15 protein-coding genes are annotated in these 19054 nt (G+C 40.2%); 9 read left to right on the top strand and 6 right to left on the bottom strand.

Features of this window, described 5'->3' with window-relative positions; translation table 11 throughout:
• Nucleotides 1-240 precede the first annotated feature (240 nt).
• The 5 genes from CDG76_RS17735 to CDG76_RS36260 all read right to left on the bottom strand — a co-directional run bounded on the left by CDG76_RS17735 (nt 241) and on the right by CDG76_RS36260 (nt 8219).
• Complete coding sequence (locus CDG76_RS17735) at nt 241-711, bottom strand: tellurite resistance TerB family protein (RefSeq protein WP_094350277.1); 471 nt, start codon at nt 709-711, stop codon at nt 241-243.
• Nucleotides 712-979: 268 nt separating this feature from the next.
• A complete protein-coding gene (locus CDG76_RS17730) occupies nt 980-2371 on the bottom strand; it encodes a hypothetical protein (protein ID WP_094350276.1) in 1392 nt (463 codons plus the stop codon).
• Nucleotides 2372-2678: 307 nt separating this feature from the next.
• Nucleotides 2679-3056, bottom strand: coding sequence for a hypothetical protein (locus CDG76_RS17725; RefSeq protein WP_094350275.1), 378 nt, complete (start codon nt 3054-3056; stop codon nt 2679-2681).
• A 3-nt stretch (nt 3057-3059) separates the two neighbouring features.
• Complete coding sequence (locus CDG76_RS17720) at nt 3060-7568, bottom strand: CHAT domain-containing tetratricopeptide repeat protein (RefSeq protein ID WP_094350274.1); 4509 nt, start codon at nt 7566-7568, stop codon at nt 3060-3062.
• A gap of 402 nt (nt 7569-7970) precedes the next feature.
• Complete coding sequence (locus CDG76_RS36260; protein ID WP_143854111.1) at nt 7971-8219, bottom strand: hypothetical protein; 249 nt, start codon at nt 8217-8219, stop codon at nt 7971-7973.
• Nucleotides 8220-8396: 177 nt separating this feature from the next.
• Between CDG76_RS36260 and CDG76_RS17710 the strand changes: the two genes are divergently transcribed.
• From CDG76_RS17710 to CDG76_RS17690, 6 genes are all read left to right on the top strand, one after another.
• Nucleotides 8397-8834 carry a hypothetical protein gene (locus CDG76_RS17710; protein WP_094350272.1) on the top strand — a complete coding sequence of 146 codons (438 nt, stop codon included), beginning with the start codon at nt 8397-8399 and terminating at the stop codon, nt 8832-8834.
• 84 nt (nt 8835-8918) lie between these two features.
• On the top strand, nt 8919-9053 hold the full coding sequence (locus CDG76_RS39115) for a hypothetical protein (RefSeq protein WP_262984342.1): 135 nt from the start codon (nt 8919-8921) through the stop codon (nt 9051-9053).
• A gap of 95 nt (nt 9054-9148) precedes the next feature.
• A complete protein-coding gene (locus tag CDG76_RS17705; protein ID WP_094350526.1) occupies nt 9149-10015 on the top strand; it encodes a DUF4351 domain-containing protein in 867 nt (288 codons plus the stop codon).
• An 8-nt stretch (nt 10016-10023) separates the two neighbouring features.
• On the top strand, nt 10024-10284 hold the full coding sequence (locus CDG76_RS17700; RefSeq protein ID WP_094350271.1) for a DUF4351 domain-containing protein: 261 nt from the start codon (nt 10024-10026) through the stop codon (nt 10282-10284).
• A 376-nt stretch (nt 10285-10660) separates the two neighbouring features.
• The gene (locus CDG76_RS17695; RefSeq protein ID WP_094350270.1) at nt 10661-11953 is read left to right on the top strand and encodes a hypothetical protein; all 1293 of its coding nucleotides are present in this window, start codon (nt 10661-10663) and stop codon (nt 11951-11953) included.
• Nucleotides 11954-13151: 1198 nt separating this feature from the next.
• Nucleotides 13152-14339: a PAS domain S-box protein gene (locus CDG76_RS17690; protein WP_094350269.1), complete on the top strand. Its 1188-nt coding sequence runs from the start codon at nt 13152-13154 to the stop codon at nt 14337-14339.
• Nucleotides 14340-14369: 30 nt separating this feature from the next.
• Here CDG76_RS17690 and CDG76_RS17685 read toward each other — a convergent pair whose 3' ends face one another.
• A complete protein-coding gene (locus tag CDG76_RS17685) occupies nt 14370-15059 on the bottom strand; it encodes a CPBP family intramembrane glutamic endopeptidase (RefSeq protein ID WP_094350268.1) in 690 nt (229 codons plus the stop codon).
• Nucleotides 15060-15722: 663 nt separating this feature from the next.
• Between CDG76_RS17685 and glpK the strand changes: the two genes are divergently transcribed.
• The 3 genes from glpK (at nt 15723) to argC (ending at nt 19012) form a co-directional block, all read left to right on the top strand.
• Nucleotides 15723-17258, top strand: coding sequence for a glycerol kinase GlpK (gene glpK / locus CDG76_RS17680; protein ID WP_094350525.1), 1536 nt, complete (start codon nt 15723-15725; stop codon nt 17256-17258).
• 105 nt (nt 17259-17363) lie between these two features.
• Nucleotides 17364-17966, top strand: a complete 603-nt coding sequence (locus tag CDG76_RS17675; RefSeq protein ID WP_094350267.1) for a hypothetical protein — start codon at nt 17364-17366, stop codon at nt 17964-17966.
• 71 nt (nt 17967-18037) lie between these two features.
• Nucleotides 18038-19012: an N-acetyl-gamma-glutamyl-phosphate reductase gene (gene argC / locus CDG76_RS17670; RefSeq protein WP_094350266.1), complete on the top strand. Its 975-nt coding sequence runs from the start codon at nt 18038-18040 to the stop codon at nt 19010-19012.
• Nucleotides 19013-19054 lie beyond the last annotated feature (42 nt).

The following is a 19054-nucleotide window of genomic DNA, read 5'->3' as shown; positions in this document are numbered from 1 at the left end:
GAGTTACGCACGGAAATTCCACAATATCCGATGATAACGTGATGTGAAAGTTGAATGGCGATCGCTCAAGGATATTTTACCTTTCTCTGAAAAATGTTAATTTTGATACAATGTAAAATTCCCAACTTCTTCATGAAGCTGGGAATCTGAACAACTTAACCCAAACAAAATTATTTCATATTCTAAATTAGCAACCCCAAATTAAAGATGGTAGATGACTGAGGTTGCAAGTCAAAAAATTTACTCCTCTTCTTCCTCTTCTTCCTCTTCTTCTTCTCCGAACACTGCGTCTATAAGTTCTTGTGCGCGTTCGTCTGAAATATTTAACGCTTCTTGAAGTTCAGAGATATAATCTTGTTCAGCTTCGGGTACTTCTTCGTCAATCCCTACTACTAAGATAGCTGTGATGTATGCAGCTTCGCGATAAGCTTTATTGGGTAAGGATTCGATAGACTGGGCGATTAAATCTTCTGGTTCTTCTTCTTCAATCAAGCTGACGACTTTTTCAGTCAATTCTTCAAAGTCTTCTTCAGAGTAATCTTCAAATAAGTCAACCCGACCGAGAAATTCACTCAAAGCATATTCTTCTGTGGAAGAAATACCTTCACCATCAGCCGCAGCGGAAAATAACCCCAGAATTGCGATCGCAACTTCTGGTTCTATAGCAACTGAACTAACACTACGGCCTTTGGGCAACTTGCGTTTAGACATAATTATCCTCTAAAAGTTACGTGATATTTCAGGAAGTAATATTTTGCGGTTTATCATGCTTCCTCGATTTATGATTCCCAAAATAATGCAGAAATATACATTGGGATGAATCTTTTTTTCATCAAAAATACGCAGAGAATATATTCATCTGCGTATAAAAACGGTTAAGTTGCTTTGAGCGATGAGATTTTGAGTACTTGTGTAAGCCACCGTAGCCTAAAGGGATAGCTATAATACCGTGTTTACAAGAGTTTTATCATTTCTCTATTTACTTCTTATCTCTAGGATGATATTGGCGCTGAGTTATCAGCCAACCTATGCCGATAAAAAAGAATGTAAATAAAACACTCAACAATAAAGATGCGTAAAGGGGATGCTTTTGTACTATCGGAAGATTAATTTTATCAATATGTGTTGTGAATACGCCAGAGGCGATCGCACCACCACCAAATCCTATACCTAATACTTGGATTGTACTTTCTAGCGAGCGATCACGCTCAGTTTGTTCTGTTTCTACTATACCTCGGATAGTATCAACTAATTGTCCAAACAATTCTTGACCTGGAGTCAGATAGTTAATATCTGTTTGTATTTGTTCTTGCCATTTCTTACAGTCTTTATTAATGAAATCTTGCCAAGATTGGGGGCTATTCCCGCTATCAATAGTTTGAATCTTCTCTAAACAAATTGTGTAATTAGTAATATTAGTAGTAATTGCTGTGTGGTGTGTTTGTAAATCTTGCAAACATCTGGTGTAATCAAAGCTTTTTTTGGGGATTTCTCCCATTAAGCTTTTTAAGCCAGATAATTGTGTTTGATTTTCAGATATCAGGCTGTTAAATTCTTGGATTTTATTTTCTAAATTACTATAAATCGTTCTCGCTTCTCGGTAGCGTTGACGCGCTAGTTGATAAATGTAAAGTATTTTGTGGTAGCTACATAGTAAATTTAGCAACCATTTATATGCTTTTGCTGCAAGTGTTGCTGTTGCAGCTTGACTATTATTAATGACTATTAAAATATGGCATTGTTTTGCAGAATTATCTGGTTCATCTGGATCAAGTGCTTGGTATTCAAATAAAAGACTACCAAACAGTTCTCCCTGTTGCGATCGTACAGGATTTAAATTTGTGCCAGCTACTAAGGCTATAACTAATTTTTCAGCTAGTGTATCACAATCTTCACTTGGATCTACTTCTCCATAAATCGATAATGTTTGTCCTAAAGATGCTTGAATATTCGATGGTAGTAGGGAACTTGGTTTAAAATGTTGCAGTTGTGGTATGTCTATGGAAATGTTTGGTGATTCTGCAACGAGAGTTAAATCAACTGCGTAAGTATCGTTAAGCAAGAAAGGCTGAAGATTAGCATTAATTTTAAAGCCTTCTGTTGTGGGGAGACTACCCAAATCTACGTCTTTTCCAGAAACACTTAACCATTCTGTTTTTCTTCCTACTTCCTGCTTGGGGTCGTATTTACCATTTTGATAACAAATTAATTTTGAGCGTAAATCTTTCAACCCAACAAAAGTTAGAGAACCTTCACCCACTTTCACCAGATTTTCCCACAAGAGATTAGCATCTGTCACAACTTCACCGGGAAGTTCAGTTAGGGTGTGGCGGAGATGAAAAGCATAGAGGCTGAGGCTGAAATTCTTCACTATTTTGGCTAATATTTTTATTGTAAATTGTAGCTTGGGTTAAGAAGATGTTTGAAAAGTCATGATTGATGTATAAAAATTTTTTACCCCACCCTAATCCTCCCCTTATAAAGGGGAGGGAACTGGATTTTATTGTTTCCCTCTTTATAAGTGAGCATAGCGAATCGATATCCAAACGGCACTATGGAGGGAACTGGATTTTATTGTTTCCCCCCTTTATAAGGGGGGATTAAGGGGGGTAATAATTCGATTAAAATCACAATATACTACTTTTCAAACAACCTCTAAGCAAAGCTACTAAAATTTTTCATGGTTTTGGTTGTGGTTTTTTATCGTCAGACAAAGGAGAGTTGTTTTTTATGGCGTTATCTACAAGTTCCTTTGATGATTCACTAGGTTGATTGACTGGAGTCTGTGATTTACTATTAGCTATTCCTATGTTTGTACTTACATTAATAGGTAATTTATCAGTGATTGATTCCAGGTTTTGCTTGTAAGCTTCTAGAACTTGATTACGGGATTCTGATTGTAACCAATTTTCTAGGATTTCTACAATTTCCTCATTGTCTTCTGGTAACTGACTTGATAGTTGCTGCAATTCATTCCAGTCTTGAGTAGGAATCAATTTTGATTGAGAGTCAAGCACTTGAATAAAAGCTTCGATGCTATTTCTATAAATTGACATTTTCTAAACTCCTTTACCTATATTACAAAAAGCAGCCCAATAAAAAGGTGATTCAAACGGTTTGGTTAAGGCATTTTCATGATTAGCAGCAAAGTATTTATTTAAATATATCTTGCAACCCCAACTTAGTGAGGAGTTAATCAGCCAATCTTGAAAGCCTTTGACTGTCGTATTCCTTAACCAACGTTGTGCTGTATTTAAAGCTAATACAATATTACTTTGCTGCTGTAGTTCTTCGTAAAATTTAATCATCAATAAAGCTGTAGCTGTAGCACTGACAGTCCAAAGGCTACTGACTACATTGGTGCTACCAGCTAACAAAAATCCACTGGGTAAACCAATATATTCATCACTCGTGCTTGTGAAGTCGGTCAAACCAGTTTCGCAAGCAGAGAGTGTGACTAGGCGACAGTTCTCTAGTTTGACATGAGTAATGATATCTGCCAAAGTTAGGCATTTTTCCAAGTCTACTGCTCGATCTTCATCTCCAGGTATAGGTATATAACGTTTAGGGTCTAGCTTAACTAACTCTGAAGAAACAAAACAATCAGCTAACTGTAAACCAGAATCTAGGGGAGAATTAGAGTTAAAGTATCCATGACAGAAGAAAAAGACAGAGTTAGCTTTCAGCAATTTTTCATGTAGTGTGACATTGTGAGGATTTTCATTAATGCAGAGAATTGCTGACTTTTTGGCTTGGTCTTGCTTCAAAATATTAGCATCAGTGAACTGTTTCGTGATGGCTGCAACTGCTCCTAAATCTTTTTCGTAGCCTTGATATAAATCTTCTGTAGGGTTTTGGATGGCAAATAAAGATTCAAAATTAGGGTGTTGACGCAGTTGGACTTGTTGCAGAAGTTGGCAACTAGGTGCATAGCCTACGCCGTTGGGGAATAAGTCAATTAGGTATGATTCTTTGACAGGTAAAGCATGGAGAGGTAACAGGTGTAGGAAGAGATGAGGAATGAGGATTAATCTGTCGCATTGGTTAGATAATTGGTCTAAGATTTCCTCAATATGCAGAATTTCTGCTAGCTTTTTCAGGCGTTCTTCTAGTTGATTTTGCCATTGAATTTTATTTTGGTCTTCCGGGTTGTAGTAATCATCAAGATATTCATTTGTCCAATGGATTAAGTCATCCAAGTCTTGTTGATCGGAATACCAGATTATTGGCTTGCTGTTGCAGGTGATGATAAAAGCGCGAAAACAATCTTCAAAAATGTACCACTGGATAATTGCAGTTTTGTTATCTAAGAGCTTTTGAATTTCTCCAAAGTGGATGCTGCTACCAACTGAAGGTAAATTTTCTGGATTTGTTAATGTTGCTTTGGTTAACAGTTCTACTAAATTGCGGGTTTTGCTACGTTCAATATATTCTATTGCCTCGGTATCTCTTTTTAATTCCAGGCAAATTTCCACCATGCGTCTATAAAGTTGATTCCATTCTTCTGCTTGTTTACGCTTGGCTTCTTCGCCAGAAACAATTTCACCCCGCAAAGCTTCCACTGTTTCTATTGCCGCAACAAATTTTTTATAAGCTAAGTTAAACTGTTTTTCGTCTTGGTATAAGATACCGAGATTTAACAAAGTTTCTGCATGGTTTTGGGGAAAGGCGCTGCGGGTTCTAACTTCCAGAGCAGCAGAGTAAGCCTTGATCGCTATTTCAATATTATCGGCTCGTTCTCCTAATATTCTCTGACTGTAAGCATTCCCCAGATTATTTTGCGTCATTGCCCAATATTCAGGAAAGGCGCTCTTGGTATAAACTTCGAGTGCAGCAGAGTAAGCCTTGATCGCCATTTCAATATTATCGGCTCGTTCTCCTAATATTCTGTTACGGTAAGCCTCTCCCAGATTATTTTGCGTCCTTGCCCAATCAAAAGGAAAGGCGCTCTTGGTTGATACTTCAAGTGCAGCAGAGTAGGCCTTGATCGCTATTTCAATATTATCGGCTCGTTCTCCTAATATTCTGCCAGCGTAAGCAAGCCCCAGATTATTTTGCGTCATTGCCCAATCAAAAGGAAAGGCGCTGCGGGTTTTAACTTCGAGTGCTTGATTATAAGCAGCGATCGCCATTTCAATATTATCGGCTCGTTCTCCTAATATTCTGTTACGGTAAGCCTCTCCCAGATTATTTTGCGTCATTGCCCAATCAAAAGGAAAGGCGCTCTTGGTATAAACTTCAAGTGCAGCAGAGTAGGCCTTGATCGCTATTTCAATATTATCGGCTCGTTCTCCTAATATTCTGTTACGGTAAGCCTCTCCCAGATTATTTTGCGCCATTGCCCAATCTACAGGAAAGGCGCTCTTGGTATAAACTTCGAGTGCAGCTCTAGAAGCAGCGATCGCCATTTCAATATTATCGGCTCGTTCTCCTAATATTCTGTTACCGTAAGCAATGCCCAGATTATTTTGCGTCATTGCCCAACCTTCAGGAAAGGCGCTCTTGGTATAAACTTCCAGTGCATCAGTATAAGCAGCGATCGCCATTTCAATATTATCGGCTCGTTCTCCTAATATTCTGTTACCGTAAGCAATGCCCAGATTATTTTGCGCCATTGCCCAATCTACAGGAAAGGCGCTGCGGGTTGTAACTTCGAGTGCAGATCTAGAAGCAGCGATCGCAAATTCAATATTCTCGGCTCGTTCTCCTAATATTCTGTCACCGTAAGCAAGCCCCAGACTAATTTGCGCCATTGCCCAATATTCAGGAAAGGCGCTCTTGGTATAAACTTCGAGTGCAGCTCTAGAAGCAGCAATCGCAAATTCAATATTCTCGGCTCGTTCTCCTAATATTCTGTTACGGTAAGCAATCCCCAGATTATTTTGCGTCCTTGCCCAATCAAAAGGAAAGGCACTTTTGGTTGATACTTCAAGTGCAGCAGAGTTAGCCTTGATTGCTATTTCAATATTCTCGGCTCGTTCTCCTAATATTCTCTGACTGTAAGCATTCCCCAGATTATTTTGCGCCATTGCCCAACCTTCAGGAAAGGCGCTCTTGGTATAAACTTCAAGTGCAGCTCTAGAAGCAGCGATCGCACTTTCAATATTCTCGGCTCGTTCTCCTAATATTCTCTGACTGTAAGCATTCCCCAGATTATTTTGCGCCATTGCCCAACCTTCAGGAAAGGCGCTCTTGGTATAAACTTCAAGTGCAGCAGAGTAAGCCTTGATCGCACTTTCAATATTCTCGGCTCGTTCTCCTAATATTCTCTGACTGTAAGCATTCCCCAGATTATTTTGCGCCATTGCCCAACCTTCAGGAAAGGCGCTCTTGGTATAAACTTCAAGTGCAGTTCTAGAAGCAGCGATCGCAAATTCAATATTCTCGGCTCGTTCTCCTAATATTCTGTTACGGTAAGCCTCTCCCAGATTATTTTGCGTCTTTGCCCAATCAAAAGGAAAGGCGCTCTTGGTATAAACTTCAAGTGCAGCAGAGTAAGCCTTGATCGCTATTTCAATATTCTCGGCTCGTTCTCCTAATATTCTCTGACTGTAAGCATTCCCCAGATTATTTTGCGCCATTGCCCAACCTTCAGGAAAGGCGCTCTTGGTATAAACTTCAAGTGCAGTTCTAGAAGCAGCGATCGCAAATTCAATATTCTCGGCTCGTTCTCCTAATATTCTGTTACGGTAAGCCTCTCCCAGATTATTTTGCGTCCTTGCCCAATCAAAAGGAAAGGCGCTCTTGGTATAAACTTCAAGTGCAGCAGAGTAAGCCTTGATCGCTATTTCAATATTCTCGGCTCGTTCTCCGAATATTCTTTTACCGTAAGCAAGCCCCAGATTAGTTTGCGTCATTGCCCAATATTCAGGAAAGGCGCTGCGGGTTGTAACTTCGAGTGCGTCATTACAAGCCTTGATCGCTATTTCAATATTCTCGGCTCGTTCTCCGAATATTCTGTCACCGTAAGCAAGCCCCAGATTAGTTTGCGTCATTGCCCAATTTTCAGGAAAGGCGCTGCGGGTGTAAACAGTTAGGGCAATTTCGTAGCCAGCGATCGCAATTTCCATGTTGCTGGCTTTGCTACCCAAGGGAAACTGCTGAATCAGATTACTGAATATAACCATCACGTAGGCGATGTCTGCTGCTGTATCTGGTTCCGCTTCTGCTAGGTTATTTGTTGCCCAATGACGTAACAACTCAGCAAAAATATGATTGAGTTTATCGGTATTTGCTGCCAGCAATGGGTAAATTACTTGAGCATCGCCGTTGCTGTCTGCTGTTGCTTGCAGTATTTCTAGTAAAAATTGCCCGTAAGTGTCTATATCTTCTTGAGTGATGGGGGTAGTTTCTGGGGTAGTGAGATATGTTGCTAAATTTCTCAACCGCTCGGCAGTATTTTCCTCTCCCTGCTGGGCAAAATGCTCTGCTGCTGCTACAATAACCTGCACAAAGTCAGCATCTAGCAATTCTGTATTCGCTGCTAATATCTCTGGTTCTTCCCCGCTAGGGCAATCTAGCAGGGTTTGAATTAGCTGATTATAAGCGTGTAAACGCAGTTCGTTCATGAGCAAGTGTGAGTTAGATGCATCTTGATGAAGCTTCAACAGTATTATCCTCAATTTCTGAAAAATGAGGGGATGAAAAGTTTTAGATCCTCCTTAAAAAGGCTACGGTGTACACGCAAGTTATTGAATTACCCCACCCTAACCCTCCCCTTGTAAAGGTTACGGTGTAACACACAAGTTATCGAATCACTACCAGTCCTCGGATTACCCCACCCTAACCCTCCCCTTTACAAGGGGAGGGAACTGGATCTATTTTTCCCCCCTTTCCAAGGGGGGATTAAGGGGGGTAATTCGACTTGTGTGTACACCGTAGCTTATAAAGGGGAGGGAATTCGATGTTCTAGTTTCCCCTTTTTAATGTTATTTTAGCGATCGCATTTGTTGATTTGGGGTTCGCATTTGTTATTTTAGCGATCGCATTTGTTGATTTGGGGTTCGCATTTGTTGATTTGGAGTTCGCATTTGTTGATTTGGGGTTCGCATTTGTTGATTTGGAGTTCGCATTTGTTGATTTGGAGTTCGCATTTGTTGATTTAGCGTTCGCATTTGTTGATTTAGCGTTCGCATTTGTTGATTTAGCGTTCGCATTTGCTGATTTAGCGTTCGCATTTGCTGATTTAGCGTTCGCATTTGTTGATTTAGCGTTCGCATTTGCTAATTGCACTTATTCTCAAACAACAAACAGATATGAAAAATGAGTAAAAATACAGATAAACTCGTAATTATTTCGTTGAAGTTTTAATAAAATAAATCCACAAAACTACCCATCTCAGGCGAAAGGATACTCCACTATGTTGAAAAAGGAATTATTAAATAAAAGGATATCTCATGTCTTTAAGAACTCGTAGTTCTGCTGCTGTTGACAAAGCCCAACTTCGTCTCGCCTTGCTTAAATCCGTTGATGAAAATCTGGATTTAGGATATGGATTAAGCATTGAAGCCTACAACCACCTCATCAATACTACTCGTGCAACGTTAGAAGCTCATAACACCCTTGTGTCTAATCTTGAAGAATCGCGTAAAACAATAATCCAGATGGATAAAGCCCTCTCTGAAATGTCTGAACGAATGCTAAGTGGAGTTGCAACTGTCTACGGCAGAAATAGTATACAGTATTCCAAAGCTGGCGGCTCTAATGGAAAAAGAAATAAAAAATCTAGTTCAAAAGTTGCTCCAGCTGTAGCGGTTCTTCCCACTCAACCTGCTCAAGCTGTAATTGCGAATGCGTTAACTAACGGTAACGGCACAACTCCTGTGCTGCAATAATCCACTTTTTGCATAAATCTAGTGGCGTGTCAAGTCTAAATTTGTGCATTAAATGTAAGTTGGGTTGACGTAAGGAAACCCAACATGGATCTCACCAGTACGATTCACTATTTGCAAGTAATTGGCTATGCAAGTGTTGGAGACTGGAGTCAACTACTACCAACTGCTAACCCTGGCGAAGTAATGAGTATTTTAAGCCGTCAGATTTTAGTTTCATAGAAAACGGCGGAAAACTCCATTCACTTATGGGTGGAGTTTTTCATAATTCCATACCCAAATATGCAATTAGACCACAACATATCAAATATAAGCCCTTGAGTTACGATAACACCTGCAAATACCTTGCCGAAAAATACCCTGCCGATTTTGCCAGATGGTTACTTGCATCTGACACCTCAGATATCCAAGTACTAAAAACCGAACTCAACCTCGAACCCATTCGCGCTGATTCAGTAACATTCCTGCAAATCGCCAACCAAATCTTACATTTAGAGTTTCAGACTACACCAAAATCTAAAACCCCACTTGATTTTCGGATGCTGGATTACTACACCAGATTAAAACGAGAATACTGGTGTGATATTGAGCAGGTGTTGATTTTCTTACAACCCACCTCCTCAGAAATTGTTTTTAATACCCAGTATGTAGATAAAAAAACCAGACACGAGTATCGAGTGATTCGTTTATGGGAAGAAGATCCCACACCACTGCTAGCCAACCCTGCACTCTTACCACTGGCGACATTAGCCAGAACCGACTCACCCGCAGACTTGTTAACTCAAGTCGCTGTTAATGTCGATATGATTGAAGAAATAGACGAGCGACAAAATATATCAGCTTGTGTTCAGGTTTTAGCTGGTTTGCGGTTTGATAAAAGTTTGATTACACAGCTTTTCAGAGAGGAAATTATGCAAGAATCTGTGATTTACCAAGACATTCTGCAAAAGGGATTGCAACAGGGAGAAGAACGAGGAAAGAAACAGGAGGCGCTACAACTGATTATGCGTCAGTTAACACGTAGATTTGCTGCAATCGAACCAGAGATAGAACAGCAGATTCGCACATTATCTATTACTCAACTAGAAGATTTAGCCGAGGCGCTATTGGATTTCTCCAGTCAAAGCGATTTAGTGAATTACTTAGGAAATATTTCTTTACCTCAACCTAATCAGGAAGATTAGAGGAAATTATGCAAAAATCTGTGATTTACCAAGATATTCTGCAACAGGGAGAAGAACGAGGAAAGAAACAGGAGGCGCTACAACTGATTATGCGTCTTTTGACACGTCGGTTTGCTGCAATTGAACCAGAAATAGAACAGCAGATTCGCACATTATCTATTACTCAACTAGAAGATTTAGCTGAGGCGCTGTTAGATTTCTCCAGTCACAGCGATTTAGTAAATTACCTAGAAAATATCTCTTTAGCACAACCCAATCAGGAAGATTAAGAAACTAAGCTACCGATAGCATCTCATAAATAAGCGATCGCGCTTTTTAGCACAACCCAGCAAACTAACGTAAATCTTGGGTTTCGTCTCTAGTCCCCAATAAAGAGTCCATTTAACTGAGAATTACAGCCTCTCCACCACCCCGCCTAACAGTGCGACTTAGACGGGGTGATTTGTCGTAAACATTTTTGTATTATTAGTTGTATTGTATAAAAACATACTTTGATATAAGCGATGAGAAAGGCGATAAGCTAGGATTAAAATTTCTGGCTAACAGTGGAATTTTGAGAGTGTCAACCAAATCCTTTCTGTTGTTGCCAAAACCGGATGCTCCCCACTCACACCCCCTATTTTTCTTGAAAATATCTGAAAATATATGAAATTTAGAACCTTCAAATATCCTTTCGCACTCATCCTAGTCAGCTTCGGTTTTGTGCAGATAGCTGATGCTCAAACTCGTGTAGCTGAAACCTCCAAGCTATCTCAAGAAGTTTCTGTACTTCGGAAACAAGGCCCAAAAGGGTTAGAAGTATTTCTTAAATCCCATGCTAATACATTAAATACCTCTTCTTCAGGAGCAGTTCTACCTTCCCCTGCACTTCGGGTAGCTTTAGACGAACTTTGTCAACAACGGGACTGTTACGCCTCTCGTTTGTATTGGTACACTGATATAGAACAAGCCAAAGCTGCTGCTAGAACCAGTGGTAAACCCATTCTATCTCTGCGGTTATTGGGTAGGCTGGATCAAGATTTGAGTTGTGCTAATAGTAGATTCTTCAGGGTAGCGCTGTATCCGAATGTTGAAATTTCTAAACTGCTTCAAGACCGCTTTATTTTGCATTGGCAATCAGTGCGCCCTGTACCCAAAGTAACTATTGATTTTGGCGATGGACGCAAGTTGGAGCGAACGATTACAGGTAATAGCATTCACTATATACTGGATGTATCAGGTCGTCCAATTGATGCTATTCCAGGGTTATATAGCCCCAAAGCATTTTTGCGACAGCTACAGCAGGCTGAATTAGCAGTAAAAAATTACAGTAAACTTACACCAAGCGATCGCGAGTCTTATTTAAGAAAATACCACAGCGATCGCTTAAATTCTATCCAAGCCCAATGGGTTGCAGATTTATCTCGCCTGGGTATCCAGTCTCCCCCTAAGTTGGTAGAAATTCCCAGCAATCCCAGTCAACCACCGACAGCAGAAATAGCAAGCTCTCTAGCTGTTTCTAAAATGAGAGTTGAAACGCCAATGCTAACTGCTCTCCAGTCTGGTGCTGAACGAAATCAAAACGCCTTAGCTGAAATTACTGACGAGAAAGTTTGGAACAAAATCGCTCAACTCTATGCCGCCGATGTCAAGCTAGATGGAAACAGCATTTCTTTAATCAGAGCTAAAAAGTCTCCATCTACCAACACTCAAGAAGATAATTTGCCGATAATAGTGAAAAAATTTGAAGCCACAATGGCTTTAGATACAGTCAGAAATGAATATATGCTGCATAGCCAAATTCATCAATGGTTTATGCAGGGTAGGCAAACAAGGAGTGTGGAAGCGCTCAACGAACAAGTATACGGACAACTATTTTTAACTCCTAGTTCTGACCCTTGGTTGGGGCTTTTCCCCAGCGATAGCTATAGCGCCATTGATAATGATGGCATTCGTTAGTAGCTGATAAACTGATGTAAGTAAAAAGGAGTGATGAGATTTTATAGCATTGACACCTCACCCATCACTCCTCATAACTTGCGCGTTGATTAGCTGTTACGCATTGTTAAATTACACCAGCTTACTACTTCATTTATCCTCTAACTAAAGAGGCGGATAATTATTAAGTTAATAGGTGCTTTGGTATACAAATATTTTTAACTTATTAATATCTATCTTTGCAATTCTAGATATAGTAGTTCGACTATTGCTTGTTCTGGGTAGTTTTACTGTAAGAATTCAGCACCCAGGAGTCAGAATTTATCAGGAATCTAGAATGATTGGTATATTTATTCATCAAATGCTCTGCTGATTCTTTAACTATTCTGAATCCTGAGTTCTGACTCCTGAATTCTTACGTTTTACTCTTGCCTATGCCAGATAGTCCCATAATGAATTTGAAAATCGAAAAGCTCAGATTCCGAACTTTTTTAAGAAGTTGTGAATTTTATTAATAGGCAACGTATTCAGGATCACAAACAAACTTAACTTATATTCTATGTCTTTGGTAGTAGTGGCTTGATTCTTGTGATGGAAGTTGGGGAAAGTCTTATCAGTTATTCTTAGTAACAATAGAAAGAATTATCATTAGCACTAAATCATTCATTGGGGGAATGACAAAACGGATTAAACAATGATGGTCAGAAATTAAAGTTGAGATGCAGGGTTTTCCGACTGTGATATCTTATCTAATTTCTTTGCTAGCGATCATTTTGACTGGCTTATCAGTTTAGTCAAAAATTAGCATAATCTTAGAACGGGAGATTCAGCACTCTTATTTAACTGAGTTTACAGAGTTTTCCCACCAAAGGTAGAAGTAATATTTAGTAAAACACCGTAAAATTTATTATAAAAAACATCTGCGTGGCAAAAGTTATCAATGGACACTTTATAATTTGCTAGATTCAATTTACTTTGAGCATCTAGGTTGAATGCTAAACGTGTCATTTAAAAACTAGCCCATCTGTAGCGACTGTGGGATATAAATTGTCGAAAACCTCAAATAAATGTAGTTTTATAAGTTCAATTGCACAAAAATTGCAGTTTACAACCAGTTAAATTTATCATTCAATAAAATTAGGAATGCTGCAATTTTTTTAAGGATTTACCTAGTAGATTTTTTTGCTCAACCTCTGCAAGCAAGTAGCGGGAATTTAAGGTGAACATAGAAAAATTTATCCAACGCGCAGAAGTATTGCACAAGCGTTTAGCAGATTTATACGAAACTGCTAGTGTACTACCTTGGATTTCCCCGGATCTTCTGCCACAAGCTTTCAAGGAACTCTATAACACCTCAAAGATAGTACAGTTAGCGGCGGAGGATCTTTATCAGCAAAACGAGGAACTAGTAAAAACACGAAATTGGCTAGAAGCAGAACGCCAACACTACCAAGACTTATTCGAGTTGGCGCCAGACGGCTATTTAGTGACTAATACAGAAGGAATCATCCAAGAAGCTAACCTCACCGCAGCTAAGTTGTTGAATGTTTCCAAGCATTTTTTAGTAGGCAAATCAATAGTTAACTTTGTCCTTTTAGAAGAACGTCAGCAAATTCGCAACGAACTGATGCAGCTATCGCAATCAGACAGAGTTAGAGAGTTATTGGTACGTTTGCAACAACGTTATGGCGAGTTCTTTGATGCGGCTTTGACAGTGGCAGTTATCCGCAATCACCAAGGTGAGGCAATCTCTTTGCGCTGGATGCTGCGTAATATTACTGAGCGTCAGCATTTAGAATCAACAATAGTCAAGGACGACGATAACATCTTTAGCGATGCCTACGGCGGTAAACTACGCCCCATACATAAATATGTTAAAGGAGAAACTATTCCCCTCAACCCATTGGTAATTTGGTATGTTTCTCAGGGTTTAGTCAAACTCACTACCTACTGTGAAACGGGTGAAGAAGTGCTGATAGGATTGGCAACCGCAGGAATGGTTTTTGGTTCTAGTTTGACATCTTTAAACATTTACCAAGCAACAGCCCTCGCTGATGTTGAGTTGGTGTCAATTTACGCGGCAGAGATAGCAGCTTCTCCCACACTGAGCCATACACTTTTACCAAAAATTAATCAGCGGTTACAGCAAACAGAATCTTTTTTGGTCATTTGTGGAAGACGGCGGGTACAAGAACGCTTGCACCACCTATTACAACTTTTGAAACGAGAAGTGGGTGAAACTGTACCAGAGGGAACTCGCCTAAGTGTTCGCTTTACTCACGAAGATTTTGCTAGCGCCTGTTGCACCACCAGGGTAACAATTACACGATTGATGGGTAAATTACAAGAAGAAGGTATAATCAGTTTCGATTTCAAAAAACATATTATCTTGAGAGATGTTGATTAATTAGTTCGCTGTAGATTGATTATATTTTTCTTAAGCAAAGATAAGTTGCCAGCCAATCAGGAAAATTGCTATATCTGCAAAAACATGGCTGATGTATCCGGGCCAGATTGAGGAATAATTTAAGTAGCACCATGACCAAATCGCCCCTGCTAGAAACACCCCCAATGAGCATAACGTTGTTGCGCGCCAGTCGAAGTAAGCTGTCAAACCAACAACGTGATGAATCGTAAAAAACAGTGCAGATAGTACTACAGCTAAAGGACTTAATACCAAAATTTCACATTTACGATAGACAAACCAACGCCAGACAAATTCCTCAAGTAAAGAGTTAACAAATATCCAATACACTGCACCTACTAAGTAAATTACAAAACTGTTCAATCCAACTTGCGTTGCTCGATCGCGAACATATTCAACATCTATCCATTTTGCTCCCAGCAGCCAATAAACAATCAAGATGATGCCTAGCATCAACAGCCCTAATCCGACTCCAGCCAATAAATCGTGTCTTTTAGGATATTCAACTTTTAAATTCTCTTTATCGACAAATAATAACCAAATAATGGGTAGTAACACCAACCAGATTTTAGATAATAAAGCTACTAAATGTCCTTGAAAGCCAGGGAGTATATATAGTTGAGTTGTAATACCAATGCTCGGAACTGGCACAAGTAACAACAGAGCTAGTAGTGCATTTTGATTTTGGTTAGCTTTTAGCATGGGAAAGTTTTATTATATTTCGATGGTTTTAACTTTTAAACCACATCTAGTTTTAAATCCATAGTTTTTATATCAAGTTAGGATGATTACTTGTAATAAAATCTATATTAACGAGGTTTACTCTCAATACTGTTCGGTTAAGCAAAAGACGCGATGAATCGCCGTCTATACAATAATTAGTCTTTTGAGAGAGGAGGATTTGCGTCTTTGCGATCTATAATTTTCATCAAAAAACCTTAACCAAACTGTATTGGTTTTACTGTTAATTTTTATATGCAAACTATAAAACATAAGTATCATAATCAGACTTAAATAAAGTGACAGTTTGGATATTGCCACATAAATTTAATACTAAAACTTGTATGAATTTGTGTGTAATATTCCTGCGATCGCAGCATTTTGATAATGATTTACTGTGCTGATATAATTACACATAATTAAAAGCAACGTTGTGAAGGTCTGGGATTTGAGGCGAACATCAATACCCATTGTACTAAGTAAAACTTTGCGTAAAAATGTAGCGTTTTTAAACTTACAGAGACGTAACGCTATGCAAACAGAGAATTCAAAATGTACCCAAAATAATGTATATGTGATTGAGGGCGTATTGCTAAAATCGGGATGTCTAGGTTGGGCTACGCCTACGCAACATTAAAAGCGGCTATGCACACATTTGGCAAAAAAACTCCATCATTGGGCCACATTTTAGCACTGGATTTAGGTACGACAGGCAACCGCGCCTTTGTATTTAACGCAGACGGCAAGATTGTTGGGCAAGCATATAAAGAATTAACTCAGTATTATCCTCACCCAGGATGGTTAGAACATGACCCTCAACAAATCTGGCAGGATACCTGTTGGGTGATGCAAACCGCAATTGCAAATGCCCAGATTACGCCATCAGCGATCGCAGCTTTGGGACTAACTGTACAGCGCGAAACCTGTATGATTTGGGACAAAACTACTGGTAAACCACTTCATAGAGCGATCGTCTGGCAAGATCGCCGCACTGCTCCCCTTTGCCACCATTTACAAGAACAAGGCTACGCTGATGAAATTTACGATCGCACCGGATTAATCATTGATGCTTACTTTTCAGCTACTAAGCTCAGATGGCTATTAGACAATGTTACTGATATTGACCTGAACAATGTGTTAGCAGGTACTATTGATAGCTGGGTGTTGTGGCATCTCACAGGTGGAAAAGTCCACGCCACTGACCACAGCAACGCCAGCCGTACAATGCTAATGAATCTCAAAACCTGTGAATGGGATGAGACTTTACTGGATCTATTTCAAATTCCGGCTCATATTTTGCCCCAGATTCAGCCGAGTTTAGGAGTATTTGGAGTTACTGATGCTACTTTGTTGGGTGCTGAAATTCCCATTACTGCCATCTTGGGAGATCAGCAAGCGGCTCTATTTGGTCATGGCTGCGATCGGCCCGGTTTGATGAAATGTACTTACGGGACTGGTAGCTTTTTAGTTGCTCACACAGGAACAAAAATTGTGCGTTCTCTACGAGGGGCTACGCCTACGCACCATCAACTCATTTCGACAGTAGCATGGACACAAACAAATACCAGCGATACTTTAGATGTCGGCTATGCCTTAGAAGGCAGTATGTTTACCAGTGGTGCTTGTATTCAATGGTTGCGCGATCGCCTGAAGCTGATTAAAACTGCTGCTGAAACTGAAGCAATGGCCAATCAGGTAAAAGATAATGGCGGAGTCTACTTTGTGCCTGCATTTAGTGGATTAGGCGCACCCTACTGGGATATGAGCGCCAGGGGAGCCTTTTTCGGCATTACCGCCAGTGTACAACCAGAGCATCTAGTTCGCGCTGTGTTGGAAGCGATCGCTTATCAAGTTCTGGAGGTGGTGCAAGCAATTAACGCATCTAGCAGTACTCCAGTTGGGCGATTAACCGTAGATGGTGGTGCTTGCGAGAATAATTTTTTGATGCAGTTTCAAGCTGATGTTTTAGGTATTCCAGTTGAACGTCCAATAATGCGCGATACAACCGTTCAGGGTGCAGCATTTGCGGCAGGTTTAGCTGTAGGATTTTGGGAGAGCTATGAAACACTCGTGGAACAACGGCAAATTGAGCGTGTGTTTGAGCCGAAGAGTGATTTCCCCTTGTCCAAATTTGGTACTTGGCAAAAAGCAGTGAAACGTACTCTAGCTTGGGAGGAGTAGCCCTTAACAAAAAACGAGTTAAAGCGAAATTCATATCCTGAAACGGGGAAGGCGAAGGAACAAACACTATTACAATCAAGCAAATTGATGGAGTATTGATTTATCATGCCCTACAGTCAATTCAACATTGACCGAGTGAAACAAGATTTTCATCTAAATACTGTCGAAGGAGTCCGCTTTTTCCCAGACTCGATTGAACCCATTACTCCAAGCTTCAGACTGCAAGGTATTTTAGAGGATTTACCGTGGGCGATTGCAGTAGATACAGAAAAAGCTCGTTCAGAGGCGATAATTAATCCTATCTTGCTAGAAGTGCGACGCATCTTCAATTCCACAATTAGCGTATTTTCAGGGGAAGAGTTTAACGTTGATGCGAGTATTGGACTCAACGATGTATGTGACTTCCTGCTTTGCCGTTCACCTGAACAATTAACGGTGGAAGCACCTGCAATTGTCATTGTTGAAGCAAAAAAATCAGATTTAAAATCTGGGTTGGGACAATGCATTGCAGAAATGGTAGCTGCACAGCGATTCAACCAAGCAAGAGTTCAACCCTTAACAGCAGTTTACGGTACTGTAAGCAGTGGAACCCAATGGCGATTTCTGAAACTAGAGGGACAAACAGTCACAATTGATCTAATGGATTATTCCCTTCCTCCTATCGAACCAATTCTGAGCTTTTTGGTGTGGATGGTGAAAGCAGGTTAATTCATTCCAAAATCGATCGTTAAAATAACTCTTACTTTGTCAAAATATCACTCTCATATAATAAAAAACGCATGACTACTAAACCAAAGATTTTCATTGATGGGGAATCGGGAACCACAGGCTTACAAATTTACTCACGCCTGAACCAACGGGATGATATCGAGTTAGTTAGCATTGAAGCATCTAAACGTAAAGATGCAACTGAGCGAACCAAACTAATCAATGCTGTTGATGTTATCATTCTCTGCCTGCCTGATGATGCAGCCCGCGAAGCTGTTAGCTTAGTCAGTAATACTAGGGTTAAGATCCTTGATGCTAGCACTGCCCATCGCACCGCTAAAGACTGGGTATATGGCTTCCCTGAATTAAATCCAGGACAGCGAGAGAAAATCGCCAAAGCCCAGTTTGTCAGCAATCCGGGCTGTTATCCCACAGGATTTTTAGCTTGTATCCGTCCGTTGATTGCCAAAGGACTCCTGAACAGTAACTTTCCCATCACCGTTAATGCAGTGTCAGGTTACTCTGGTGGCGGCAAGAATCTCATTAAACAGTATGATACCTTCCACGAACAGCAAGCCGGGGCAGAATCACTCTACCCTTATGGCATCTACGGTTTGCAGTTTGGGCATAAGCACGTCAAAGAAATGCATCAGTATTCAGGGTTAGCATCACCGCCGCTGTTCGTACCAGCCGTGGGAGATTTTGAGCAGGGGATGTTAGTACAGATACCTTTGCCACTGGGAAGTTTAAATAATCCACCATCAGGTAAGGTTATCTATGAAGCGATCGCTGACTATTACCAAAGTGAAAAGTTCGTGCAGGTTGCTCCATTTCAAGATTCTACACTGCTGAGAGACGGAACATTTCTGGATGCGATCGCACTGAATAATACCAATATTGTTCAGGTTTTTGTATTTGCCAATGACACCACCAAAGAAGCGTTGCTAGTTGCTCGTCTTGACAACCTGGGTAAAGGCGCATCAGGAGCCGCAGTCCAAAACCTAAACATCATGCTCGGTTTTCCAGAAGAGTTGGGATTGTCATGAAAAAGGGTTAAGGAGTAGGGAGCAGGGAGCAGGGGGCAGGGG

This window comes from Nostoc sp. 'Peltigera membranacea cyanobiont' 210A (assembly GCF_002246015.1).
Lineage (GTDB): Bacteria > Cyanobacteriota > Cyanobacteriia > Cyanobacteriales > Nostocaceae > Nostoc.
The sequence above is the reverse complement of the archived record's forward strand: the minus strand, read 5'-3'. Positions and strand labels throughout refer to the sequence as shown.